Genomic DNA, 21,492 nt, shown 5'->3' with positions numbered 1-21,492 from the left:
CTTTGTGGCTTCTGTGACCTTTTGGGGGTGAGGGGCGCCTGAGGCGTCCCCGGCTGAGGTGTTCTCGTGCCGGTCAGGGAGTGGCGCGGGCGATCTCGGTGCTCACCCAGATGTTCGAGTGGGGGAGGGGCTCACCGGCCCTGACCGCGTCGATCCACTCCGCGGTGGTCGCCACGGCGGCGAAGTTGGAGGCCATCACCACCAGCACGTGGTTGTGCAGCTCCTCGGCGGTCGCGGTGCCCGCGTTGTTGGACAGCGGGAGGGCGCCGGTCGCGTCGGACAGGAACTCCACCTTCAGGCCCAGGTGGGCGGCGTCACGGGCGGTCGACTCGTCGCAGTTCTGGGTCATGTACCCGGTGATGGTCACCGTGTCGATCTCCTGGGCGGCCAGCCACTCGGCCAGGTCCGTCCCGACGAAGGACGACGCCAGCGTCTTGTCCACCAGGTGGTCGTACGGCCTGCTCCCGACCTCCTCGCGCAGCTCCCAGGAAGGGCTGCCGTTCGCGAACAGCGGGGACTCGGCCGGAGCGGTGTGCCTGACGATCACCACGGGAACACCGTGCTCGCGCGCCACGTCCATGGTGGCCACGATGTTGGCGAGACTCTCCTGCCGAGGGGGGAAGGCGATCGGTAGATTGCCGGTGAAGTACTCGTTCTGGACGTCGATGACGACTAGTGCTCGCTTCATGGCCCAAGCTTGACGGAACAGGCCATGCTCGCGTGATAGTTCTCTCAGCCATTGGCCACAAAAATCCGGCCCTGCCTCTTTGCTCCGCCTGCGGCGTCGCGGGCTTGGGCGCTTCGGGTCGGTGCTGTGTCTCTTTGCTCCGCCTGCGGCGTCGCGGGCCTGGGCGCTTCGGGTCGGTGCTTTCCCTCGTCACTGCGTCGCTGCGCTCCCGCGTTCCTCAGTCCAAGCACCGACGCGCCCAAGCCCTGCCTCTTTGCTCCGCCTGCGGCGTCGCGGGCTTGGGCGCTTCGGGTCGGTGCTTTCCCTCGTCTCTGCGTCGCTGCGCTCCTGCGTTCCTCAGTCCAAGCACCGACGCGCCCAAGCCGGCACTCCTCACACTTGGGGCCGGTAAAGCCCAAGCCCCTCACGCACGGCGCGGGTAAGCCTCAAGGGAGGGGTCTTGAGGGAGGGTATGGGCGGGGTCAGGCTGGGGGCCGAAGGCTTGGCGGTAGGTGGTGGGGGAGACGCCTACCTGGCGGCGGAAGTGGGGGCGTAGGGCCACCGCGGAGGCGAAGCCGGATCTGCGGGCCACCCGTTCGACCGGTTCGCCGGTGGTCTCCAGCAGGCGTTGCGCGTGCAGGACCCGCTGGTGGAGCAGCCACTGGGTGGGGGTGGTCCCGGTGGCCTGGCGGAAGCGCCGGTCGAAGGTGCGGCGGCTCATCATGGCCCGGGAGGACAGGGCGTCCACGGTCAGTTCCTGGTCGAGATTGCGCAGAGCCCATTCCAGGGTCTCGCCCAGCGGGTCGCCGATCTCGGGAACCGGAACGGGATGGTCGATGTACTGCGCCTGCCCACCGGCCCTGTGCGGCGGCATCACCATGGACCTGGCGATGTCGTTGGCCACCTGGTGGCCGTAGGCCCTGCGGACGAGATGGAGACACAGGTCGATGCCGCCCGCGCTACCCGCCGAGGTCAGCAGGTCACCCTCGTCCACGTACAGCACGTCGGGCTTGACCTCGATGCTCGGATATCTGGAGGCGAGCAGCGGGGCGTAACGCCAGTGGGTCGCGGCGGGCCGTCCGTCCAGCAGCCCGGCCGCGGCCAGCACGAACGTGCCCAGGCACAGTCCGACGACGGTCGCGCCCCTGCGGTGGGCCGAACGCAGCGCCGTAAGGGCCTCGGCGGCGGGCGGCCGGTCGAGCGGGTGCCGCCAGGTCGGCACGATCACCAGATCGGCCTCGTCCACGGCGTCCAAGCCGTACGGCGCCGACAGCGCGATGCCCGCGTTCGTCCGCACCGGGCCGCCCTCGGCGGAGACCGCCCGCACGTCGAACGCCGGAACCCCGGCACACCGCTCGCCGAAGACCGCGATCGGCACGGAGGCCTCGAACAGCGGGATCTCGTCGAACATCACCACGGCGATCGTGCTGAACCCCATGGCGGAATCCTATCGATGGTTGTCTTTCCGGCCACTCGCAGGTCATCGGCGGTCACGGAAGGCTGAGTCATATGAAATACGCCGAAATCGTGGTCCCTGAGACCCCGGCCACCCGCGCGGCCCTCGAAGTGGCGACCGCCTACTGCTCGCCCGCGTTGCTGAACCACTCCGTGCGGGCCTACCTGTGGGCCGCGGCGTACGCCGCGATGAACGACATCGCCTTCGACGCCGAACTGCTCTACGTCTCCTCGATGCTCCACGACATCGGCCTGGTCAGGGAGTTCGACAGCCACACGGTGCCGTTCGAGGAGGCGGGGGGCCACCTCGCGTGGGTCTTCTGCGCGGCGGCCGGATGGCCGGTGGAACGGCGGGCGCGCGCCTCCGAGGTGATCGTGCGCCACATGTGGAACGAGGTGGACGTCGAGAAGGACCCGGAGGGGCACCTGCTCGAACTGTCCACCGGCCTGGACATCTCAGGAAGACGGTCGGAGGCCTTCCCCGAGGAGCTGAGGGCCGAGATCCTCGAACGTCACCCCCGCCTCGGGATCGCCGGAGAGTTCGCCGCGTGCTTCGAGGACCAGGCGAAGCGCAAACCCACCAGCCTGGCCGGCCACTTCGTCCGCAACGGCTTCGCCGCCCGGGTCGCGTCGAACATCCTGGACCGCTGACGCGCGGCGGCGCCCCCGGTGCCCGAAGGGCCGTGCTCCGCCGCGCTCACGAGGCGGTGGTCAGGAACCGTTCTTGGGGCCGGTGCTCTGGACGACCTCGAAGGACCACAGGGTGGAACCGGTCGCGGCGGGTCCGCCGTGGCCATGACCGTGCCCCTGGCCGGGCCCCTGATGAGGGGCCGCCGCATGGCTGTGGCCCTGCCGGCCCTGCGCCGCGGCCTCGGTCGAGGCCTGGGCGTGGCCTCGCTGGAAGGCCTGGCTCTGCGTCCACCGTTCGAAGTCCTCCTCGGACCTCCAACGGGTGTAGACGAGGTACTGGTCGGTGCCCTCCAGCGGGCGGAGCAGCTCGAACCACTCGAAGCCGTCGGAGGACTCGACCATCCCGGCCCGCCCGGAGAAACGCTGTTCCAGTTCCTCGCGCCGTTCGGCGGGAACGGTCAGCACATTGATCTTCACAACGCTCATGCACTCATCCTGCCCCACGAGGTCGACGCCGGTTCGTGTGACTAGCGCCTCTCCAGGTTCACCCTGGTGATGGCCGGTACGTGCGCCAGTTCCAGGGCCTGGCGCATGTGGGGGATGGCGCGGCGGCCGAGTTGCTCGCGCAGCGCGCTCATCGGCGCGTCCTCGTCGGCGACGACGCGCAGCCGTACGGCGGGATGGGCCTTCGTGCCGACCATCGCGGCGCTGGCGCTCAGGACCGCCGGGTGGGCGCCGACCTCGTCGGCGACCGCGTCGGCGACGGTCGAGCCGCGCACGTCGGTGGTCCCGCCGGAACCGCTCTGCAGGCGGAAGTCGCCCAGCCGGTCACGCCGTCCCTGCACGAGGAGCCAGCGCAGGCCGAACAGGGCCAGCACGATCGCCGCCAGGGCGATCACCCACCACAGCCACGGCGAGTGGGCGGCGAAGACGGCCCGTACCGGGTCGTTGACCAGCGGTTCGTCCCCGGGCGCCACCGCCCTGGGCAGGGTGTGCGCGCCCCGGGCCAGCGTGTAGCCGCCGAGGAGCAACAGCAGCACCCCCATGATCAACAGGCCGACCCTGTTGCCCCGCCCCGTCTTCCTGTTCACGGCGCTCATCACGTCCCTCCAGCATGGATGCCCCGTCCTTCAGGGCGGGGAGGATATGCGGAACGGTCTCTCATGGTGTTCTCCGGATGTGCTCAGCAGGGTTTGCTACGGTGATCGGGCTGGCGATAACCAAGCTGGCGATAACCAAGCTGGCGTTGCGTGACCGCCCCAGGGCATGGGGTGGCAGCGCGGGGAGCCCTCCAGTCGTTGGGCGGGGCTGTGAACCGCGAACCACCCGGTTTCGGCCGGGAATCCCGGTCCTTTCGGGACCGGGAGGATGTCAATCTCCCCGCAGGCGTACACGCACCGGATAGTCCTTCAGCGGGCCGAGGGCGGCGATCCGTGTGGTCACGGCCCGCTGTACGGCCTCGGTGAGCCCGGCCGGCTCGCGCAGCGGGCTGTGGGCCGTCACCTCGGCGGTCCTGCCCCGCAGCCTGACGCGGGCACGGTCGATCCCGGGCACCTGTTCCGCGGCGTGGGTCAGCGCGCGGGTGAAACCCTTTGGCTGCATGCCGATGATCAGTTCGGGGTCGCCCGTCCTGACCGGGATGAGCCTGGGCCGTCCCGGTATGAGGGCCAGCAGCACCAGCAGCAGGCCGAGCAGCGCGACCACCCCGGCGCCGAACAGCACCCTGGAGTCGTCCCACCTGGTCGTGGACGCCCAGGAGAGCATCCGGTCGTACGGTGTCCAGCGCAGCGGGCGGCCGAGCAACGCGGAGATCACCTCCGCGGCCACGACGACGCCCAGCGCCGTCATCAGCACGGCGGTGATGACGGCGGGGACCACCCGGCGCGGACGGAAGGCCCTGACGGCCGCCCTGTCCGCGGCGTGGTTCCTCGGAACCCGCGCGGGCGGAGCGGTCTCCTCCGTGACCTCCGCGCCGGGTGCGGTGGATGTCCCGGGGGCGGGACCCGTCCCGGGGACAGGAACCGGGACGGGCCTTTCCCCCGAGGTGGGGACCTGTGACCCGGGAATGGGGACGGTGTCGTCCTCCGCCTCCCGGGCGGGGCTCCAGGAGGAGCCCGACGAAGGATCCGAGGGAGGGACGGTCATCCTTCCTCCTCCCACACGGTCTGGCGGGGCGGGCCCTGCTCCTCGGGAGAGGGGACCACCCCGGTCACGTCGAGGTCGATCTGGCCGACGGACAGTCCGGTCAGCGTGTGGACGCGTTCGCCGACGTGCCGCCGGATCTCCTCGGCCGTCTCCAGCAACGGGGCCGGATAGTCGACGGAGACCTCAAGCTCCAGCAGGGCGAGCCCTCCGTCGACGGTGGAGTGGGTGTGTCTCCCGAAGGTCAGCGGCCCCCGCTCGCGAACCTCCCGCACCCGTTCCACCTCCTTGGCCGCGCGGACCGCGATGCGGGTGACGACCCGCTCGGGGATCTCCGTCCTGCCTCGCAGTTCCGCCGGTACGGCGGGCCGTGCGGCGGCCGGTGGCCCAGGAGCGGTCGGCACGCCGGCCGGAGCGGTCATCGCCGTCTCGCCGACAGCCGGGACACGTCGATCTCGCCGCCCTCGACGATGCGGCCGATGAGGAATCCGACGGCGCCGAGCACGAGCACGAGCAGGAAGGCGCCGAGGCCGCCGAACGCCGCCGCGAAGCCCAGGGCGATGCCGGCGGTCAGCCCGGCCACCGACCAGATTGGGAACTGGTTCATCGAATACCTCCGATATGCACGTTCACGGCGCGGTCGCCGACCAGGGGCGCGAGCGCGAGCCGTACCTCGTCGGCGATCTCCGGAAGCGGCCGTGTCCGCCGGGCGACTATGGAGACCTCGACCTCGTCCTCACGAAGGGCGACGCCGGAGACGCGCTCTCCCGGAAGGTAGGTCGCCACGGTCCCGAAGGGGCCGCCGGACAGGTCCGCGACGTCGGGGCAGTGCCGTACGGCGTCGGCTATCTCCCGCGCGAGTTCGGTCACTGGACGCGGGGTTCCTGATCGGGCTGGTCGGTCTTCTCCCCGTCCTTGTCGCCGGGCAGGTGGACGTCGTCGACCTTGATGTTGACCTCGGTCACCTCAAGCCCGGTCATGCGTTCGACGCCGGTGATCACGTTGCGGCGTACGGAGGCCGCCAGGTCGGGGATGGCCACGCCGTACTCGACGACCAGGTCGAGATCGACCGCCGCCTGCCGTTCGCCCACCTCGACGGACACACCCTGGGTGGCGGTGCTCTTGTCACCGCCGACGATGCCGCGTACGGCGCCCAGCGCCCGTGCCGTTCCGGCGCCCATGTTGTAGACGCCGTTCACCTCTCTGGCCGACAGTCCCGCGATCTTCGCGACGACCCCGCTGTCGATGCTGGTGGTCCCCTTGGGGGTCACCAGGCCTCCCTGGCTCGCGGCGACGTCGGTCCGAGCCTGCGGCGCGGGGTTGCCCTCGCCCCTCGGCCTGTTCACCGTGTTGGCTTCGGTCACGTCGATTCCCTCCCCCGAGGGGAAGACGCTCGGCTTCCCCGGAAGTTACCTATGCCTCTCATACCCCCCACATGGGCACTAACCAGCACATACTCCTTCTTAGGAAAATCCTTTATGTGGGCATTTAGGGTTTTTATTGATCTTTTTAGGGTTGGGTGCTTTATGCGTGCTTTGAGGGAGTGATGGGGGTGAAGAGAGGTACGGACGGTCCGGCGGGACGCGGGGTCCGACTAGCCTTGTCGTGTGCGCATAGCGAGGTTCTCCACAGGTGAGGGTGTCGGGTTCGGCGTGGTCGAGGGCGGGCCAGGCGAGGAGTTCATCTCCGCGATCTCCGGTCACCCGTTCGGCCCGATCCAGTTCACCGGTGAGCGTCACTCGCTCTCGCGGGTCAGGCTGGTCGCGCCGATGCTGCCCAGCAAGGTCGTCGCGATCGGCAAGAACTACGCCGACCACGCCAAGGAGATGGGTGGCGAGGTCCCCGACGAGCCACTGGTCTTCCTCAAGCCCTCGACCTCGGTGATCGGGCCGGGAGAGTCCATCTCCTACCCGACCGGGCTGAGCAGCAGGGTCGACTACGAGGGCGAGCTCGCGGTGGTCATCGGCAGGCTCTGCCGTGAGGTCCCCGCGGAGCGCGCCCACGAGGTGATCTTCGGCTACACGTGCGCCAACGACGTCACCGCCCGTGACCTGCAGAAGAAGGACGTGCAGTTCACCCGGGCCAAGGGGTTCGACACCTTCTGCCCGCTCGGCCCGTGGATCCAGACCGAGCTCGACGCGACCGACGTCGGCATCACGACGACGGTGAACGGCCAGGTCAGGCAGAGCTCCCGCACCTCCAAGCTCATCTACGACATCCCCACGCTGATCGCCCACGTCAGCGCGGTCATGACCCTCATCCCCGGCGACGTGATCCTGACCGGCACTCCGGAAGGGGTCGGTCCGCTCGACGTCGGCGACGAGGTCAGCGTCGCCATCGAAGGAATCGGCACTCTCACCAACCGGGTGGTCTCCCGTGATTAGGGTTCGTTTCGCCCCGTCCCCCACCGGCATGTTCCACGTCGGCGGCGCTCGCTCCGCGCTGTTCAACTGGGCGCTGGCCGAGCAGTCGGGCGGCAGGTTCGTGTTGCGCATCGAGGACACCGACGCGGCCCGTAACCGCCCGGAGTGGACCGAGGGCATCATCTCCGCGCTGGCCTGGATCGGCATCAACGAGGAGAGCCCCCTCTTCGAGGGGCCCTACTTCCAGTCGGCCTACGCCGAGCAGCACAAGGAGGCCGTGGCCAAGCTGGCCGCCGACGGCCGCGCCTACTACTGCACCTGCACCCGCGAGGACGTCAAGGCCCGCACCGGCTCCGAGCACCAGGGCTACGACGGCTTCTGCCGCGACCGCGGCCTGACCGAGGGCGCCGTACGGTTCCGCACCCCCGACGAGGGCGTCACCGTGGTCGAGGACCTGGTCCGCGGCACGGTCGAGTTCCCCAACAACGCGATGGAGGACTTCGTCATCGCGCGCGGTGACGGCTCTCCGCTGTTCGTCCTGGCCAACGTGGTCGACGACGTCGAGATGCGCATCAGCCACGTGGTCCGCGCCGAGGAGCACCTGTCCAACACCCCCAAGCAGCAGCTGCTCTGGCAGGCGCTCGGCCTCACCCCGCCCGTGTGGGCGCACGTGCCGGTCATCGTCAACGAGAAGCGCCAGAAGCTGTCCAAGCGCCGCGACAAGGTGGCCCTTGAGTCCTACCGCGACGAGGGTTACCTGCCGGAGGCGATGGTCAACTACCTGATGCTGCTCGGCTGGGGGACCGGCGAGGACCGGGAGATCATGCCCTGGTCGGAGATGGTGCCGAGGTTCAGGCTGGAGGACGTCAACCCGTCCTCGGCCTTCTTCGACGAGAAGAAACTTCGGGCCTTCAACGGCGAGTACATCAGGGCGCTGTCCCCCGAGGAGTTCGTCGCCCGCTGCGAGCCGTGGCTCGAACCCGGCTGGGACCGCGAGACCTTCGCCAAGATCGCCGAGCTGGCCCAGACCCGCATCTCGGTCCTGTCGGAGATCAGGGACAACGTCGACTTCCTCTTCCTGGACGAGCCCGTCTTCGACCAGGCCTCGTGGGACAAGGCCATGAAGACCTCCGCCAAGGAGATCCTCACCGGCTACCTCGCCCGCCTGGAGACGGTCGCGATGGACCCCGACTCGCTCAAGGCCGCGCTTGAGGAGGTCGGCGCGGAGTACGGCCTCAAGCTGGGCAAGGCCCAGGCCCCGGTCCGGGTGGCGATCACCGGCAGGACCGTCGGACTGCCGTTGTTCGAGTCGATCGAGGCCCTTGGCCGGGAGCGGTCCGCGGCCCGGATCCGCGCCGCGCTCGCCAGGCTCGAAGCCTGAGACCGAACGAGGAGACCGGGACGAGGACGAGCGTGAGGGCGACGGCGGCACCCGCCGCCATCGCCAGCCAGATCCCGGTCACCCCCAGCAGGGGCCCCAGGAGGTAGGCGCAGGAGAGCTGGACCGCGAAACCCGTGAGGGTGGCGGCCAGCAGCCTGCCGCCTCGCCCGCTCGCCTGGAACGCCCCGCCGACGGCGATCAGGCCGCCGAACGGGACGAGATACAGCGGCATCCAGCGCAGGAAGCCGACGGCCGCGTCGGCGATGTCGGGATCGTCGGTGAACAGACCGGTCACACCCCGCGCGGAGAGAGCCAGCACGACGCCGACGACCAGTCCCGTCAGCAGTCCGTACGGCAGGGCGGGGCCCGCCTCGCCCGAGCGGGCCGTCTGGATGGTGCTCGCCTGGCGGAGCGCGTAGAACACCATCACCCCGGCCAACATGATCTTCAGGCCGATGCCGTAGCCCGCCAGATCGGCCACCCCGAAGCCGCCGACCACCCCGACCATGGTCATGCCGACGAGTGACCTGACCAGGAAGTCCCCCGACAGGGGAAGCCCGGCCCTGAGGATCTCGGCGGCGTCCCGGCGGTTCGGACCCCGCCGCGCGTCGCGGGGCGTGCGCCGTACGAGGAGGGCCAGGGAGAGCGCGAGCGTCACCGCGCGGGCCAGCAACGTCGCCCAGGCGGCCCCCTGGACACCCAGGCCGAACGAGTAGATGAACAGCGGGTCGAGGACGATCACCAGCACGTTGCACAGCAACGCCACACGCATGGGGGTGGTCGTGTCGCCGCGCCCCTTGAAGATCCCGTCCGTGAGCGACTGGGCGTAGAAGACGGGAATCCCGGCCAGCGAGACCAGGAGGAATTCGGCGGTCAGCGCGGCCGTCGCCGGATCGTCGGTGAAGAGCGCCGCCAGCGGCTCCCGCGCCAGGACCCCGGGCACCGTGACCGCCAGGCTGACGACCGCCCACAGCAGCCACGCCGTACGGACCACGGGCGTGAGCGGTCCGGACCCGTCGCGCCTGCCGACCACGATGGTCGTCCCGGTCCCGACCGCCAGGACGACGCCCAGGGCGAGGTGTTCCACGGTGGTCGCGATCGTCACCGCGGCCACGGCCGGGCCGCCGAGGCCCGAGACCCAGAACAGGTCGATCAGGCCGACCGCGACCACGGCGGTCAGCAACTCCACGTAGACGGGCAGGGCCAGGCGGATCAACGACATCACTGTACCTCTTTTCGAGCTATATCGTTTAGAGGTATAGCGATACGATGCGCCCATGGCAAGCGGTGATCTCTCCCTGTCGATCCTCGGTCTCCTGGGGGAGGGGCCGATGCACGGCTACGAACTCAAGAGCCGCATCCTGGAGATGAGCGGCCACCTACGGCCCGTCAGCGACGGAGCCCTCTACCCGGCGATCGCCCGCCTGGAGAAGGCCGGGCTCGTGGCCCGGCACGAGGAGGAGGGCACGGCGGCGGCCCGCAGGCAGGTCCTCACCCTGACCGGGGCGGGCCGGACGGAGCTGTGGCGCAGGCTCGCCGAACCCGCCGACCTCGACATCAGCGACCAGACCCGCTTCTTCGGCCTGCTGGCCTTCCTGGCCCAACTCCCCGACCCCGCCGCCCAGGCGAAGGTGCTCCGCCGCCGACTGGACTTCCTGGAGGCCCCGGCCGGCTTCTTCTACCGGGACGGCAGGCCCCTACGCGCGGAAGAGGTGGCCGACCCCTTCAGGCGCGGCATGCTCCTGGTCGCAAGAGCCACCTCGACCGCGGAACGACAGTGGCTGCGAGAAACCCTGGCGGCCCTGGAGAAGTCCTGACTCAGCGGGCCACGCGGACCTCCTCGTGCTCTGGGGAGACGGCACCGGTGGGCCGGGACGGAATGAGGGCGACGAACAGCCCGGCGACCATCCCGGCCGCGGTGAGCGGCACCACGACGAACCCGCCGTCGGCGGTGGCCACACGCGACTCCTCCCCGGGCCCGCCGTCCGTCCAGAGCTCGGCAGAACCGCTCACCCGGCCCGGACTCGACTCCACCCCCCACCCCATGTGAGGGGTTTGTCTTGTGCCTTACCGGTGCCGTGGGTGAGGGGTGTCCGGCTTGGGCGCGTCGGTGTCTGGACTGAGGAACGCGGGAGCGAAGCGACAGAGTGACGAGGGAAGACGCCGACCCGAAGCGCCCAAGCCCCGCGACGCCGCAGGCGGAGCAAAGGGGCACAGCGCCGCCATCACCTCAATCCGCGGCGCTCCAGCAGCGGCTCGATCCGAGGGTCGTGTCCCCGGAAGGCCCGGAAGGCGTCCATGACGTCCATGGAGCCGCCGACGGACAGCAGGGCCGACCTGAAGTGGTCGCCGTTCTCGCGCCTGAGGCCGTCGTTCTCCTTGAACCACTCGACGCTCTCGGCGTCCAGCACCTCGCTCCAGATGTAGGAGTAGTAGCCGGCGCTGTAGCCGCCCACACCGCTGGAGAAGATGTGCGCGAAGTAGTTGGTCCGGTAGCGGGGGCGGACAAGCCCGAAGGCGATTCCAGCGCTTTCCAGGGCATGCGCCTCGAAGGCCTCGGGGTCCTCGACGGTCTGGCCGGGCGCCAGCTTGTGCCAGGCCCAGTCGAGCAGCGCGGCGGCGAGATACTCCACGGTCGCGAAGCCCTGGTTGAACTTCTCCGCGGCCCTCATCTTCTCCAGCAGTTCGGCGGGCACCGGCTCATCGGTCTCGTGGTGCCTGGCGAAGTTGGCGAGGACGGAGGGCCAGGTCGCCCACATCTCGTTGACCTGGGAGGGGTACTCGACGAAGTCCCTGGGCACCTCGGTGCCGGAGACCCGGGGGAAGCGGACGTCGGAGAACAGTCCGTGCAGGGCGTGGCCGAACTCGTGGAAGGCGGTGGTGACCTCGTCGAAGGTCAGCAGCGTCGGGCCCTGTGTCGGCTTGGTGATGTTGAGGTTGTTCATCACCACCGGCAGGTGGCCGAACAGGTGCGACTGGTCGACGAGGTTGTTCATCCACGCGCCGCCGCGCTTGGTCGGCCGCGCGTACGGGTCGAAAAGGAACAGGCCGAGCGGCGAGCCGTCGGTGTCGAACACCTCGAAGGTCCGCACGTCCGGGTGGTACCCGGCGAGGTCGTCCCGCTCGGTGAAGGTGATCCCGTACAGCTCGCCGGCGGCGTGGAAGACACCGTCGCGAAGCACCCGGTCCAGTTCGAAGTAGGGGCGCAGTTCGGCGCCGTCGAAGTCGTAGCGCGACTTGCGCACCTTCTCCGCGTAGAACGACCAGTCCCACGGTTCGATGGGGAATCCGGCCTCCTGCGCCAGGGCCTCGGCCTCCCGGCGGGCGTTGGCCACCGCGGGGCCGACGAGCTTGCCGAGCATCTCCTCGACGGCCTCGGTGGTCTTGGCCGTCTGGTCGGCCACGGAGTAGGCGGCGTGGTCGGAGTAGCCGAGCAGGGCGGCGCGTTCCGCGCGCAGGGTGGCCAGCCGTACGGCCAGGTCGAAGTTCTCCGGCGCCCGGTTCACCGAGAGCTCGTAGAGCCTTCTGCGGGTGTTCCGGTCGGTCAGTTCGGCCAGGGCGGGCTGGTTGGTGAAGTTGAGCAGCGGCAGGACGTATTCGCCGTCCTTCTCGATCGCCTTGATCGCGCTCTCGGAGAGCCCGTCGAGTTCGGCGGCGTCGCCGACGACGAGGGCGGAGGCGGTCGAGGCCTTGAGCAGGTTCTGGGAGAAGGAGGTGGCGAGCCGGGTCAGTTCCTCGTTGAGCTCACGCAGCCGCAGCTGCTCGGGCTCGGACAGGTCGGCGCCCGCCCTGACGAAGTCCACCCGGTACTTCTCCAGCAGCCACGCCTCCTGGGGGTCGTCGGTGGTGACCTGCTTGATCCGCGCGTAGAGCGCGCGGTTCAGCCGGATGGCGTCGTCGTGCTTGGTCAGCTTGGGGAAGATCTCGGTCTCGATCTCCCGGATGCGGTCGGTCGCGTCCGAGGCGGCGACGCTGGAGAAGACGATCGTCGTCCTGTACAGGATCTGCCCGGAGCGCTCTAGGGCCTCGACGGTGTTGGCGAACGTGGCGGGCTCGGGGTTGGCGATGATCGCCTCGACCTCCCGGAGCTGCTCCGCCATGCCGTGCTCGAAGGCGGGCAGGTAGTGCTCCTCCCGGATCCGCGCGAAGTCCGGCAGCCGGTACGGCAGCGCGCTGGGAGCGAAGAAGGGGTTCTCAGCCAAGGTAAGGGCTCCTCACGTGAGACCGGATCGGACCGGATCGGATCGTCTGCAGCAGCGTCGCACAGCCCCCCGCCCGGGGACAGCGGAGGCACCGGGGAGGCCTCCCGCGACCGGGGCGGCCAATCGTTTTGGCCTTGACCCCCAACCTGGGCTATTCTTTCGGAGTCGCCAGCGAGCCCCGCAAGGGGGTCAAGGGCGGTGGGGTATGGTGTAATTGGCAACACGACTGATTCTGGTTCAGTTATTCTAGGTTCGAGTCCTGGTACCCCAGCTGCGTCTCCCTTCGGGAGACGCCGCGGATTCCGTTCAATGGGATCCGACGACAGTGTCAAGGTCCCGTCGTCTAGTGGCCTAGGACGCCGCCCTCTCAAGGCGGTAACGCCGGTTCGAATCCGGTCGGGACTACCACTGTCAGCACATCGCAAGGCTCCGTCGTCTAGTGGCCTAGGACGCCGCCCTCTCAAGGCGGTAGCGCCGGTTCGAATCCGGTCGGGGCTACCCAGGTGAACCCTCGGAAGCGCAGGCTTCCGGGGGTTTTCTGCTTTTCAGGAAAAGCAGTCCGCAGAAATACACGTCCCCGGGTGATCGTTCTCACCGGGAGAATCGTCTTCGCGTGGAAAAAGACCGCGGTGCGCCCCGAGGCGGGGCGCACCGCGAGGGCGTCAGTTGTGGCTTGAACGGGCCTTGAACAGGGCCCGTTTGGCCGCCTTGCCGACCTGCCGGTCGGGGTGGGCCTTACCGATCGCCTCCAGCAGCTCCTCCAGATGGGGGTGCGGCACCTTCCAGATCACGTCGAGCAGGTTGACGAGGTTCGGCACGTTGCCGATGTCGTCGAGGCTGCTGACGAACTCGGGGCGGCCGAGGCCCGCCGAGATGGTCAGCATGTCGAGGATGAGCCAGTGGGTGTCGGCCTGGGTGGGCGGCGGGGCGTCCTCGACGCCGAGCTGCGCCAGGTGGGTGGCCGCGTAGGGGCGCAGGGAGGGCTCGTCGAGGGCGTCCTGCCAGGCGGGCACCGCGATCTCGCCCAGCGAGCCGACCATGCTGGCCGCCTGGACCCTGACGAGGGCGTCCGCGTCGTCCTCCGCGGCGGCCTCGAGCAGCTCCCTGGCGGCCTTGCCGGGCTCACGAAGCTCCATCCAGGCGGCGAACTCGGCGTCGGCCTCCTCCTCGGGCAGCTCCGCGCTGAAGGACAGCAGGTCGAGCGCCGTCATCGCGTCGATGGCGGGGCGGGCGTCCAGTTCGATGTCGGCGTCGTCGGCCAGGTGGACGACGCCCTCCATGCCGAGCGGCGTCAGCCGTACCTGGTCGTGCTCGACCTCGACCATGCCGTAGCCGGCGAGCCAGTCGAGCACGGGGGCGAGCGGGTCGCCGTACTGCGCGACCGCCGCGGCCCAGGCCTGCGTGCCCTGGTCGTCGTACTCGGCGACGGCCTCCTCAAGCTCGGTGCGCAGTTCGGCCAGGCCCTTCGAGCCCGTCGCCAGCAACACCCTGACCAGCAGCGCTCTGGTCAGGCCGGACAGGGCGATCGTGGCGTCCTCGTCGTCGAGCTCGGGGTCGCCGTAGTCGATCGAGTGCAGACCGGCCAGCCAGGCGTCCAGGACGTCGTCGTCCTCCTCGAACGGCCATTCGGCGGTGTCGGGGTCGGCGCTGACGGTGTCCTCACCCTCCGGCTGGAGGAAGTCGAGGTCGATCGCGAGGTTCCAGATGTTCCAGAGCGCGGGCACCGAGTCGGCCAGCGAGGAGCCGTCCGTCTCGGGGACGGGAAGGCCGAGGGCGCCGAGGGCCTCGGTGATCTCCGTGTCGGTGAGCAGACTCGTCTCGCCGACCTGGCGTTCGGAACCGACCCATACCGCCAGATCGCGGGCCTTGATGATCAGCCTGACCTCCCGGGCGGCCGAGGCCAGCTCGCTGTCGGGACGGAGCCGGATCGTGTCCAGCTCCGCGAGCTCGTCCGCGAACGGCTCGAAGTCTCCAAGTCCGTCGATCTCGTCCTCTTCGTCCTCTTCGTCGTACTCGTCGTCCTGTTCGGCGGCGAGGTCCTCCATCGCGTCGACGAAGTCGTCCTCGATGCGGTCGAGTTCGGCGAGCAGCTCCTTGAGCGAGGAGGATCCCGCGCTCAGCTTCCCGGTCTCGGACAGGAAGGTCAGGTAGGCGCGGACCGCGGGCACCATGCCGTCGGCGGCCGCGTCCGGGTCCTCGACGACCTGGGGCATCCGGTCCAGCAGAACGGCGCGCAGGTCGGCCCGCTTCCACCGGCCGACGTCTGTCGAGGCGACCAGCCGGTGCCAGAGGGCGACGGAGCCCACCAAATTGGAATCGCTGCCGGGCGCGTTCTCACGCGCCCAGAGGATGAAGTCTTGGAGCAGGGGACGCAGTTCAGCGGCGGCTGCCTCAATGCGATCTGTCACCTACCCAGCCTAGGGGGCCGGAAGGGTGCTCGCCTCCTCATATCGTACGGCTCAGTTGGCCCGTCGCATCGACTCGGTGATCCGCTCGGCGGCGGAGACCACGGGGGCGGCGTGCAGCCGTCCGGGGGTGCGGGTCAGCCGCTCTATCGGGCCGGAGACGGAGACCGCGGCGATGACCTTGCCTCCGGTGCCTCTGATCGGCGCCGAGACGCTGGCCACCCCCTGCTCGCGCTCGCCGACGCTGTGCGCCCAGCCCCTGCGGCGGACGCTGGCCAGGGTCGCCGCGGTGAACTTGGCCCCACGCAGGCCGCGGTGCAGGCGGTCCGGCTCCTCCCAGGCGAGCAGGATCTGCGCGGCGGACCCGGCGAGCATCGGCAGGGCGGAGCCGACGGGGACGGTGTCGCGCAGCCCGCTGGAGCGCTCGGCGGCGGCGACGCACACCCGCTCGTCGCCCTGACGCCGGTACAGCTGGGCGCTCTCGCCCGTCAGGTCACGCAGCTGGGTCAGCACCGGTACGGCGACCGCCAGCAGCCTGTCCTCACCGGCCGCGGTGGACAACTCGGACAGCCGGGGGCCGAGGACGAAACGCCCCTGTGTGTCACGGGAGACGATGCGGTGGTGTTCGAGGGCGACGGCGAGCCGGTGGGCCGTAGGCCGGGCCAGGCCGGTGGCCTGGACGAGCTGTGCGAGGGACGCCGGGCCGGCTTCAAGGGCGTTGAGCACGAGAACGGCCTTGTCGAGTACGCCGACTCCGCTAGAGTTGTCCATACACCGATACTGCCGTCTCGACATATGAGAAAGCAAGTGGGGTGCGGAAAGCGATCGCAAGGAGGCGACATGGGCCGCACGCTGGCGGAGAAGGTCTGGGAGCAGCACGTGGTGCGACGTGCGGAGGGAGAACCCGACCTGCTCTATATCGACCTGCACCTCATTCACGAGGTGACCAGCCCGCAGGCGTTCGACGGCCTGCGCATGGCGGGGCGTCCCGTGCGGAGGCCGGAGCTCACGATCGCCACCGAGGACCACAACGTCCCGACGGTGCTCGGCCCGATCGCCGACCCCGTCTCGCGCACCCAGGTCGAGACGCTGCGCAAGAACTGCGCCGAGTTCGGCGTCAGGCTGTACCCGATGGGCGACGCGGGACAGGGTGTCGTGCACATCATCGGCCCGCAGTTCGGCCTGACCCAGCCGGGCATGACCATCGTCTGTGGTGATTCTCACACCTCGACCCACGGCGCCTTCGGCGGCATCGCCTTCGGCATCGGCACCTCCGAGGTCGAGCACGTGCTGGCCACCCAGACGCTGCCCGCCTACCGGCCCAAGACGATGGCCATCGAGGTCTCGGGCGAGCTGCCCGTCGGGGTCACCGCCAAGGACCTGATCCTGGCGATCATCGCCAAGATCGGCACCGGTGGCGGCCAGGGCTACATCGTCGAGTACCGGGGCGAGGCCATCCGCAAGCTCTCCATGGAGGGCCGGATGACCGTCTGCAACATGTCGATCGAGGCGGGCGCCAGGGCGGGCATGATCGCCCCTGACGAGACGACCTTCGAGTACCTCAAGGGCAGGCCCCACGCCCCCACCGGTGAGAACTGGGACGCCGCCGTCGAGTACTGGCGGTCGCTGTCGACCGACGAGGACGCCGTCTTCGACACGGTCGTCGAGATCGACGCCTCGACGCTGACCCCGTTCGTCACCTGGGGCACGAACCCGGGCCAGGGCGCCCCGCTGGGCAGCGCGATCCCGGCCCCCGAGGACACCGGCGACCCGGGCGCGGCCGCCCGCGCGCTCGAGTACATGGGCCTGACCGCGGGGACCCCGCTGCGCGAGGTCGCGGTGGACACGGTCTTCGTCGGCTCCTGCACCAACGGCCGGATCGAGGACCTGCGCGCCGCGGCCGAGGTGCTGCGCGGGCGCCAGGTCGTCACCCGCACGCTGATCGTCCCCGGCTCGATGCTGGTCAAGCTCCAGGCCGAGCAGGAGGGGCTGCACGAGGTGTTCAAGGCCGCGGGCGCCGAGTGGCGCGAGGCGGGCTGCTCGATGTGCCTGGGCATGAACCCCGACACCCTCGCCCCCGGCGAGCGCAGCGCCTCGACCTCCAACCGCAACTTCGAGGGGCGCCAGGGCAAGGGTGGCCGTACCCACCTGGTCTCCCCGCAGGTCGCCGCCGCGACCGCCGTCACCGGAAAACTGACCGCGCCCGCCGACCTGGTCTAGGAGAAACTCGCAATGGAAGCCTTCACCGTCCACACCGGCCGGGCCGTACCGCTGCGCCGTAGCAACGTCGACACCGACCAGATCATCCCCGCGGTCTGGCTCAAGCAGGTCAGCAGGACCGGGTTCGAGAAGGGCCTGTTCTCCGCCTGGCGCGAGGACCCCGGGTTCGTCCTGAACGACCCGGCCTACCAGGGGGCCTCGGTCCTCGTCGCCGGTCCCGACTTCGGCACCGGCTCCTCGCGGGAGCACGCCGTCTGGGCCCTGCAGCAGTACGGCTTCCGCGCGGTGATCGCACCGCGTTTCGCGGACATCTTCCGTAATAACTCCACCAAGATGGGGCTGCTCCCGGTGGTGCTCTCAGCCGCGGAGGTCGAGGCGCTGCAGGCGGCGGCCGAGGCGGATCCGGCCCTTGAGGTCACCGTCGACCTGGCCGAGCGCCAGGTGCGCTGGGCGGGGGAGACGGCCGGTTTCGAGATCGACGACTACACCCGCTGGCGTCTCATGGAGGGGCTCGACGACATCGGGCTGACCCTGCGCAACGCCGACGACATCGGGACGTACGAGAATGGTCGGCAGCCATGGCTGCCGACGACCGTCTGACACGTTCAGAAGACGACCTGGCCCGGCGGCTGCGCGACGCGCACCGCCGGGTTCGTTTGTTGACCCTTTCTCCGGAGCGACGGGAGCGTCTCGCCAGACGCCTGCTGTCGATCTGCGACCTCGCGAAGCACGATCTCCACCGTGCAGCGGGGCGTCTTGATTTATTCCTTCTCGACCTTGATGCTCTGGTTTCAGATACGCCAAGTGCTGGAAACATTGCGGAAGGTGATTGAGTCGTAGGGCTCCGTCCCCTAATTTCAAGCGGGCAAGGGGTTTCTCGCTCTGTTGAGACCTCAGGCCGTGACAACCGGGTGAGACGGGCTACCTGCCCCACGACCCACTCCCAGACATCGGTAGCAGGGGGAGCAACCTTTATGAACAAGAAGGAACTCGTCGAGGCGATCGCGGATCGCGTCGGTGACAGAAAGACCGCGACCGAGGCCGTCAACGCGGTGCTCGACACCATTCAGCGGGCCGTCGCCAGCGGCGACAAGGTCTCCATCACCGGATTCGGCGCCTTCGAAATGGTGCACAAGCCCGCCCGTTCCGCGAGGAACCCTTCGACCGGCGCGGAGATCAAGGTCGCCGAGAGCTGGGGTCCCAAGTTCCGGCCGGGCTCCGACTTCAAGGAGCTCGTCAACGTGGAGGGAAAGAAGGCCGCGAAGAAAAGGTAGGACTCGCCCGGGCGCCGGGACTCCCGTCGCGGGGGCCCGGCGCCCCGCCTTTCACGCGACGGCCGTACGGTCCCGTCACATGGGGGCGGTGGGGGGAACCGGGAACGTGGACAGCGTGACGTAGGTGATCCGGTCGCCGTCGAGGACGACGTTCACCCGTTGTCCCACCCGTAGAAGCCGCAGCGGCCCGGCGTCGAAGGCCGCGGTGTCGAACGGGATCTCCGTCCCGTCGTCGGAGTAGACAGAGCCCGACCTGGTCGCCGTGTCGAAGATCCGTACCGTCGCCTGCACCCGGTCATGGTAACCCGGTCACTCGGCGGGGCGCGGGTGGTCGGCGGCGTAGGACGCCAGCCCCCGGATGATGATCTCTATGCCGAGGTCGAACCGTTCGTCGTTCGTCCGCTGGAGCATGACGTCGGCGAGCTCGACCATGTTCGGGAAGCGGTCGGGCGGCAGCTCCCTGAAGTAGCGTTCGAGCGTCTCCCTGATCTCCGCCCAGGACCTCTCGCTCGCCGGCCGTTCCTCGTCCTCCTCGGCCTCCTGGCGCCGGTCGTCCCAGACGCTCTCCTCGAAGGCGAAGCCGTTCATGAAGGTGGAGATCATGTCGCCCGCCGCGCCCGCGAGGTGGTCGGGGAGGCCGCCCGCGCGGAAGACGGCCAGGAGCTGCTCAAGGTGGGGGAGCGCCTCGGCGCTGAAGGGGAAGCCGGTCATGGCGATCCTGGCCATGTCGCGGTGTTCGTGCAGCTTGGTCCGCCCGGTGCGGGCGTACTGCCTGATCTGCTCCTGCCAGTTCTCCGGGTCGGGGGCGGGTAGCTCCCAGTTGCGGAACATCCGCAGGTACATCAGTTCGAGCAGCTCGTCCTTGCCGCTGACGTGGGCGTAGAGGGCGGAGACCGCGACGTTCAGCTCGGCCGCGACCTGGCGCATGCTGAGCTTCTCGTAGCCCACCCGGTCGATCACCGTGTAGGCGGCCTCGATGATCCGGTCGCGGGTGAGCGGTATGCGGGCCGGACCCGACCTTCTGCGTGCCCGATCCCACGGCAGTGCGGGCAGCTCGTCACTCATGACGCCAGTGTAACGCCATGGTGAACACTGCTCATCGCATCGAACGTCGCTCGTTTTCACGACATATCTTGTCTTCGGCATCGATGAGACATATCTTAAGAACACCGCACTGAGTGGCGAACGCCGTTCTAGTAGAGAACGATGCTCGTGTATGGTGAACGCTGTTCAGCCCAAACCCTCCAACCGCTGGGAGTCCCCCCATGACCGCAGACGTGTCAGAACCACTTCGGAAGGCGGCCGAGCCGCCCCTTTACCGGTGGCGCTGGGCCGCGCTCGCCGTCATCCTGCTCGGCGAGGTGATGGACCTCCTCGACGCCATGGTCACCAACATCGCCGGGCCTACCATCAGGAACGAGCTCGGTGGTTCGGCCTCCGTCATCCAGTGGCTCGGCGCCGCCTACACCCTCTCGATGGCGGTCGGTCTGATCACCGGCGGCAGGCTCGGTGACATCTTCGGCCGCAGGCGGATGTTCGTCATCGGCGCGGCCGGGTTCACCCTGGGGTCGCTGCTGTGCGGCCTCGCCCAGTCACCCGAACTGCTCATCGGCGCGCGGGTCCTGCAGGGCCTGTTCGGCGCGGTCATGCTGCCGCAGGGGCTCGGCATGATCAAGGAGATGTTCCCGCCGAAGGAGATGGGCGCGGCGTTCGGCCTGTTCGGGCCGGTCATGGGCCTGTCCACGGTCGGCGGCCCGATCCTGGCCGGATGGCTGGTGGACGCCGACTTCTTCGGCACCGGCTGGCGCATGATCTTCCTGATCAACCTGCCGCTCGGCCTGGCCGCCGTCCTGATGGGGATGCGCTTCCTGCCCGAGTCCCGCTCGCCGCACCCGCTCAAGCTCGACGTCCCCGGTGTGCTGCTGGCCTCCCTGGCCGGTCTCCTGCTGGTCTTCCCCCTGGTCCAGGGCAGGGAGAGCGACTGGCCCGCCTGGGCCTTCCTGATGATGGGCGCCTCCGCCGTGCTCTTCGCGCTCTTCGGCTGGTTCGAGGCCAGGAAGAGCCGGGCGGGCGGTGACCCGCTCGTCGTCCCCAGCCTCTTCCGCAAGCGCGCCTTCACCGGCGGCCTGGCGACGGGCCTGGTCTTCTTCTCCGCCATGTCCGGCTTCGCGCTGGTGTTCAACCTCTACACCCAGATCGGCCTGGGCTACTCCACGCTCCAGGCGGCCCTGGTGATGATCCCCTGGTCGCTGGGCATGGTCGCCGGGTTCGGGGTGGCGCAGGCGGTCGCGAAGTTCGGCCGCAAGGTCCTGCAGGGCGGCATCCTCGTCATGGCGCTCGGCGTCGTCGGAGTCCTGCTGACGATCGTCCAGGCCGGCACCGGTGTGACCGCCTGGCAGTTCGTTCCCTCCCTGGCGGTCACCGGGCTCGGCATGGGCCTGCTGATGGCGCCCTTCTTCGACATCATCCTGGCCGGCGTCGAGCAGCACGAGACCGGCTCGGCCTCGGGCACGCTGACCGCGATCCAGCAACTCGGCGGTGCCGTCGGTGTCGCTCTGCTCGGCACGGTCTTCTTCGACCAGGCCGCGGCCACCCTCAAGCCCGACTTCGTCGGCGCGGCGGGCACGGTCCTGTGGGTGGTCGCGGGGATGCTCCTGCTGACCTTCGTCACGGCCTTCCTGCTGCCGAAGCAGGCCAGGGAGGGGGAGAGCGCCGGGCACTGACCCCGCCACGGCGCCCCGCCCGCGGGGGCC

The 21,492-nt window shown here is 69.4% G+C and carries 25 protein-coding genes and 3 tRNA genes; 12 read left to right on the top strand and 16 right to left on the bottom strand.

From position 1 onward, the window contains the following. Positions 1 to 73: 73 nt before the first annotated feature. Together ACFYY8_RS27720 and ACFYY8_RS27715 are read right to left on the bottom strand one after the other, a co-directional pair. Positions 74 to 688, bottom strand: a complete 615-nt coding sequence (locus ACFYY8_RS27720; protein ID WP_390045791.1) for a cysteine hydrolase family protein — start codon at positions 686 to 688, stop codon at positions 74 to 76. Positions 689 to 1,091: 403 nt separating this feature from the next. Continuing rightward, on the bottom strand, positions 1,092 to 2,105 hold the full coding sequence (locus ACFYY8_RS27715; RefSeq protein WP_390045789.1) for a GlxA family transcriptional regulator: 1,014 nt from the start codon (positions 2,103 to 2,105) through the stop codon (positions 1,092 to 1,094). A gap of 71 nt (positions 2,106 to 2,176) precedes the next feature. Here ACFYY8_RS27715 and ACFYY8_RS27710 point away from each other — a divergent pair, with 71 nt between their 5' ends. Next, on the top strand, positions 2,177 to 2,773 hold the full coding sequence (locus tag ACFYY8_RS27710) for an HD domain-containing protein (RefSeq protein ID WP_390045787.1): 597 nt from the start codon (positions 2,177 to 2,179) through the stop codon (positions 2,771 to 2,773). A gap of 60 nt (positions 2,774 to 2,833) precedes the next feature. Here the strand turns inward: ACFYY8_RS27710 and ACFYY8_RS27705 are convergent, their stop codons facing one another. The 7 genes from ACFYY8_RS27705 to ACFYY8_RS27675 form a co-directional block, all read right to left on the bottom strand. Next, entirely contained in the window at positions 2,834 to 3,238 is a 405-nt protein-coding gene (locus ACFYY8_RS27705) for an antibiotic biosynthesis monooxygenase family protein (protein WP_390045785.1), read from the bottom strand. A gap of 41 nt (positions 3,239 to 3,279) precedes the next feature. Then, entirely contained in the window at positions 3,280 to 3,852 is a 573-nt protein-coding gene (locus ACFYY8_RS27700) for a hypothetical protein (protein ID WP_390045783.1), read from the bottom strand. 271 nt (positions 3,853 to 4,123) lie between these two features. After that, a complete protein-coding gene (locus tag ACFYY8_RS27695) occupies positions 4,124 to 4,897 on the bottom strand; it encodes a DUF6286 domain-containing protein (protein WP_390045781.1) in 774 nt (257 codons plus the stop codon). Beyond that, positions 4,894 to 5,316: an Asp23/Gls24 family envelope stress response protein gene (locus tag ACFYY8_RS27690; RefSeq protein ID WP_390045779.1), complete on the bottom strand. Its 423-nt coding sequence runs from the start codon at positions 5,314 to 5,316 to the stop codon at positions 4,894 to 4,896. The genes ACFYY8_RS27695 and ACFYY8_RS27690 overlap by 4 nt, the downstream gene beginning before the upstream one ends. After that, on the bottom strand, positions 5,313 to 5,501 hold the full coding sequence (locus ACFYY8_RS27685; protein WP_390045777.1) for a hypothetical protein: 189 nt from the start codon (positions 5,499 to 5,501) through the stop codon (positions 5,313 to 5,315). Before ACFYY8_RS27685 ends, ACFYY8_RS27690 begins: the two co-directional genes overlap by 4 nt. Further along, positions 5,498 to 5,764, bottom strand: coding sequence for a hypothetical protein (locus ACFYY8_RS27680; protein WP_390045775.1), 267 nt, complete (start codon positions 5,762 to 5,764; stop codon positions 5,498 to 5,500). Before ACFYY8_RS27680 ends, ACFYY8_RS27685 begins: the two co-directional genes overlap by 4 nt. Next, entirely contained in the window at positions 5,761 to 6,258 is a 498-nt protein-coding gene (locus tag ACFYY8_RS27675) for an Asp23/Gls24 family envelope stress response protein (protein WP_390045773.1), read from the bottom strand. The genes ACFYY8_RS27680 and ACFYY8_RS27675 overlap by 4 nt, the downstream gene beginning before the upstream one ends. A gap of 243 nt (positions 6,259 to 6,501) precedes the next feature. On the opposite strand from ACFYY8_RS27675, the gene ACFYY8_RS27670 reads away from it, so the two are divergent. Continuing rightward, a complete protein-coding gene (locus ACFYY8_RS27670; protein ID WP_390045771.1) occupies positions 6,502 to 7,278 on the top strand; it encodes a fumarylacetoacetate hydrolase family protein in 777 nt (258 codons plus the stop codon). A 28-nt stretch (positions 7,279 to 7,306) separates the two neighbouring features. Further along, a complete protein-coding gene (gene gltX / locus ACFYY8_RS27665; RefSeq protein ID WP_390045973.1) occupies positions 7,307 to 8,638 on the top strand; it encodes a glutamate--tRNA ligase in 1,332 nt (443 codons plus the stop codon). Here gltX and ACFYY8_RS27660 read toward each other — a convergent pair. Then, positions 8,532 to 9,860, bottom strand: a complete 1,329-nt coding sequence (locus tag ACFYY8_RS27660; protein ID WP_390045769.1) for an MATE family efflux transporter — start codon at positions 9,858 to 9,860, stop codon at positions 8,532 to 8,534. The genes gltX and ACFYY8_RS27660 overlap by 107 nt on opposite strands. Positions 9,861 to 9,915: 55 nt before the next feature. Here ACFYY8_RS27660 and ACFYY8_RS27655 point away from each other — a divergent pair, with 55 nt between their 5' ends. Next, the gene (locus tag ACFYY8_RS27655) at positions 9,916 to 10,455 is read left to right on the top strand and encodes a PadR family transcriptional regulator (protein WP_390045767.1); all 540 of its coding nucleotides are present in this window, start codon (positions 9,916 to 9,918) and stop codon (positions 10,453 to 10,455) included. A 1-nt stretch (position 10,456) separates the two neighbouring features. On the opposite strand, the gene ACFYY8_RS27650 is transcribed toward ACFYY8_RS27655, so the two are convergent. Continuing rightward, positions 10,457 to 10,597 carry a hypothetical protein gene (locus tag ACFYY8_RS27650; RefSeq protein ID WP_390045765.1) on the bottom strand — a complete coding sequence of 47 codons (141 nt, stop codon included), beginning with the start codon at positions 10,595 to 10,597 and terminating at the stop codon, positions 10,457 to 10,459. A 266-nt stretch (positions 10,598 to 10,863) separates the two neighbouring features. Beyond that, positions 10,864 to 12,840, bottom strand: coding sequence for a M3 family metallopeptidase (locus tag ACFYY8_RS27645; protein WP_390045763.1), 1,977 nt, complete (start codon positions 12,838 to 12,840; stop codon positions 10,864 to 10,866). Positions 12,841 to 13,039: 199 nt separating this feature from the next. Between ACFYY8_RS27645 and ACFYY8_RS27640 the strand changes: the two genes are divergently transcribed. The 3 genes from ACFYY8_RS27640 to ACFYY8_RS27630 all read left to right on the top strand — a co-directional run bounded on the left by ACFYY8_RS27640 (position 13,040) and on the right by ACFYY8_RS27630 (position 13,338). Further along, positions 13,040 to 13,111: transfer RNA gene (locus tag ACFYY8_RS27640), tRNA-Gln, on the top strand. Positions 13,112 to 13,172: 61 nt separating this feature from the next. Then, positions 13,173 to 13,248 (top strand) — tRNA-Glu (locus ACFYY8_RS27635). A gap of 17 nt (positions 13,249 to 13,265) precedes the next feature. Continuing rightward, positions 13,266 to 13,338: transfer RNA gene (locus ACFYY8_RS27630), tRNA-Glu, on the top strand. A 164-nt stretch (positions 13,339 to 13,502) separates the two neighbouring features. Here ACFYY8_RS27630 and ACFYY8_RS27625 read toward each other — a convergent pair. Next, the gene (locus ACFYY8_RS27625) at positions 13,503 to 15,248 is read right to left on the bottom strand and encodes a hypothetical protein (RefSeq protein WP_390045761.1); all 1,746 of its coding nucleotides are present in this window, start codon (positions 15,246 to 15,248) and stop codon (positions 13,503 to 13,505) included. Between the two features lie 51 nt (positions 15,249 to 15,299). Continuing rightward, positions 15,300 to 16,016, bottom strand: a complete 717-nt coding sequence (locus ACFYY8_RS27620; RefSeq protein ID WP_390045759.1) for an IclR family transcriptional regulator — start codon at positions 16,014 to 16,016, stop codon at positions 15,300 to 15,302. Between the two features lie 69 nt (positions 16,017 to 16,085). On the opposite strand from ACFYY8_RS27620, the gene leuC reads away from it, so the two are divergent. The 4 genes from leuC to ACFYY8_RS27600 all read left to right on the top strand — a co-directional run bounded on the left by leuC (position 16,086) and on the right by ACFYY8_RS27600 (position 18,739). Then, entirely contained in the window at positions 16,086 to 17,465 is a 1,380-nt protein-coding gene (gene leuC / locus ACFYY8_RS27615) for a 3-isopropylmalate dehydratase large subunit (RefSeq protein ID WP_390045757.1), read from the top strand. Between the two features lie 12 nt (positions 17,466 to 17,477). Further along, positions 17,478 to 18,065, top strand: a complete 588-nt coding sequence (gene leuD, locus ACFYY8_RS27610) for a 3-isopropylmalate dehydratase small subunit (RefSeq protein ID WP_390045755.1) — start codon at positions 17,478 to 17,480, stop codon at positions 18,063 to 18,065. Next, positions 18,044 to 18,298: a hypothetical protein gene (locus tag ACFYY8_RS27605; protein WP_352010269.1), complete on the top strand. Its 255-nt coding sequence runs from the start codon at positions 18,044 to 18,046 to the stop codon at positions 18,296 to 18,298. The genes leuD and ACFYY8_RS27605 overlap by 22 nt, the downstream gene beginning before the upstream one ends. A 141-nt stretch (positions 18,299 to 18,439) precedes the next feature. Further along, a complete protein-coding gene (locus ACFYY8_RS27600; RefSeq protein ID WP_352010270.1) occupies positions 18,440 to 18,739 on the top strand; it encodes an HU family DNA-binding protein in 300 nt (99 codons plus the stop codon). A 75-nt stretch (positions 18,740 to 18,814) separates the two neighbouring features. Here the strand turns inward: ACFYY8_RS27600 and ACFYY8_RS27595 are convergent, their stop codons facing one another. Next, positions 18,815 to 19,030 carry a hypothetical protein gene (locus ACFYY8_RS27595; protein ID WP_390045752.1) on the bottom strand — a complete coding sequence of 72 codons (216 nt, stop codon included), beginning with the start codon at positions 19,028 to 19,030 and terminating at the stop codon, positions 18,815 to 18,817. Positions 19,031 to 19,048: 18 nt separating this feature from the next. Continuing rightward, positions 19,049 to 19,804, bottom strand: a complete 756-nt coding sequence (locus tag ACFYY8_RS27590; RefSeq protein WP_390045749.1) for a TetR/AcrR family transcriptional regulator — start codon at positions 19,802 to 19,804, stop codon at positions 19,049 to 19,051. Between the two features lie 200 nt (positions 19,805 to 20,004). Between ACFYY8_RS27590 and ACFYY8_RS27585 the strand changes: the two genes are divergently transcribed. Then, positions 20,005 to 21,462, top strand: a complete 1,458-nt coding sequence (locus ACFYY8_RS27585; RefSeq protein ID WP_390045747.1) for an MFS transporter — start codon at positions 20,005 to 20,007, stop codon at positions 21,460 to 21,462. Positions 21,463 to 21,492 lie beyond the last annotated feature (30 nt).

The organism is Streptosporangium sp. NPDC001559, assembly GCF_042893955.1.
GTDB lineage: Bacteria > Actinomycetota > Actinomycetes > Streptosporangiales > Streptosporangiaceae > Streptosporangium.
The sequence above is the reverse complement of the archived record's forward strand: the minus strand, read 5'-3'. Positions and strand labels throughout refer to the sequence as shown.

Excerpts from the sequence above, each read along its gene's own strand:
- ACFYY8_RS27720 (WP_390045791.1), bottom strand. The coding sequence starts at position 688 with ATGAAGCGAGCACTAGTCGTCATCGACGTCCAGAACGAGTACTTCACC.
- ACFYY8_RS27715 (WP_390045789.1), bottom strand. The coding sequence starts at position 2,105 with ATGGGGTTCAGCACGATCGCCGTGGTGATGTTCGACGAGATCCCGCTG.
- ACFYY8_RS27710 (WP_390045787.1), top strand. The coding sequence starts at position 2,177 with ATGAAATACGCCGAAATCGTGGTCCCTGAGACCCCGGCCACCCGCGCG.
- ACFYY8_RS27705 (WP_390045785.1), bottom strand. The coding sequence starts at position 3,238 with ATGAGCGTTGTGAAGATCAATGTGCTGACCGTTCCCGCCGAACGGCGC.
- ACFYY8_RS27700 (WP_390045783.1), bottom strand. The coding sequence starts at position 3,852 with ATGAGCGCCGTGAACAGGAAGACGGGGCGGGGCAACAGGGTCGGCCTG.
- ACFYY8_RS27695 (WP_390045781.1), bottom strand. The coding sequence starts at position 4,897 with ATGACCGTCCCTCCCTCGGATCCTTCGTCGGGCTCCTCCTGGAGCCCC.
- ACFYY8_RS27690 (WP_390045779.1), bottom strand. The coding sequence starts at position 5,316 with ATGACCGCTCCGGCCGGCGTGCCGACCGCTCCTGGGCCACCGGCCGCC.
- ACFYY8_RS27685 (WP_390045777.1), bottom strand. The coding sequence starts at position 5,501 with ATGAACCAGTTCCCAATCTGGTCGGTGGCCGGGCTGACCGCCGGCATC.
- gltX (WP_390045973.1), top strand. The coding sequence starts at position 7,307 with ATGTTCCACGTCGGCGGCGCTCGCTCCGCGCTGTTCAACTGGGCGCTG.
- ACFYY8_RS27660 (WP_390045769.1), bottom strand. The coding sequence starts at position 9,860 with ATGTCGTTGATCCGCCTGGCCCTGCCCGTCTACGTGGAGTTGCTGACC.
- ACFYY8_RS27655 (WP_390045767.1), top strand. The coding sequence starts at position 9,916 with ATGGCAAGCGGTGATCTCTCCCTGTCGATCCTCGGTCTCCTGGGGGAG.
- ACFYY8_RS27620 (WP_390045759.1), bottom strand. The coding sequence starts at position 16,016 with ATGGACAACTCTAGCGGAGTCGGCGTACTCGACAAGGCCGTTCTCGTG.
- leuC (WP_390045757.1), top strand. The coding sequence starts at position 16,086 with ATGGGCCGCACGCTGGCGGAGAAGGTCTGGGAGCAGCACGTGGTGCGA.
- leuD (WP_390045755.1), top strand. The coding sequence starts at position 17,478 with ATGGAAGCCTTCACCGTCCACACCGGCCGGGCCGTACCGCTGCGCCGT.
- ACFYY8_RS27605 (WP_352010269.1), top strand. The coding sequence starts at position 18,044 with ATGGCTGCCGACGACCGTCTGACACGTTCAGAAGACGACCTGGCCCGG.
- ACFYY8_RS27600 (WP_352010270.1), top strand. The coding sequence starts at position 18,440 with ATGAACAAGAAGGAACTCGTCGAGGCGATCGCGGATCGCGTCGGTGAC.
- ACFYY8_RS27590 (WP_390045749.1), bottom strand. The coding sequence starts at position 19,804 with ATGAGTGACGAGCTGCCCGCACTGCCGTGGGATCGGGCACGCAGAAGG.
- ACFYY8_RS27585 (WP_390045747.1), top strand. The coding sequence starts at position 20,005 with ATGACCGCAGACGTGTCAGAACCACTTCGGAAGGCGGCCGAGCCGCCC.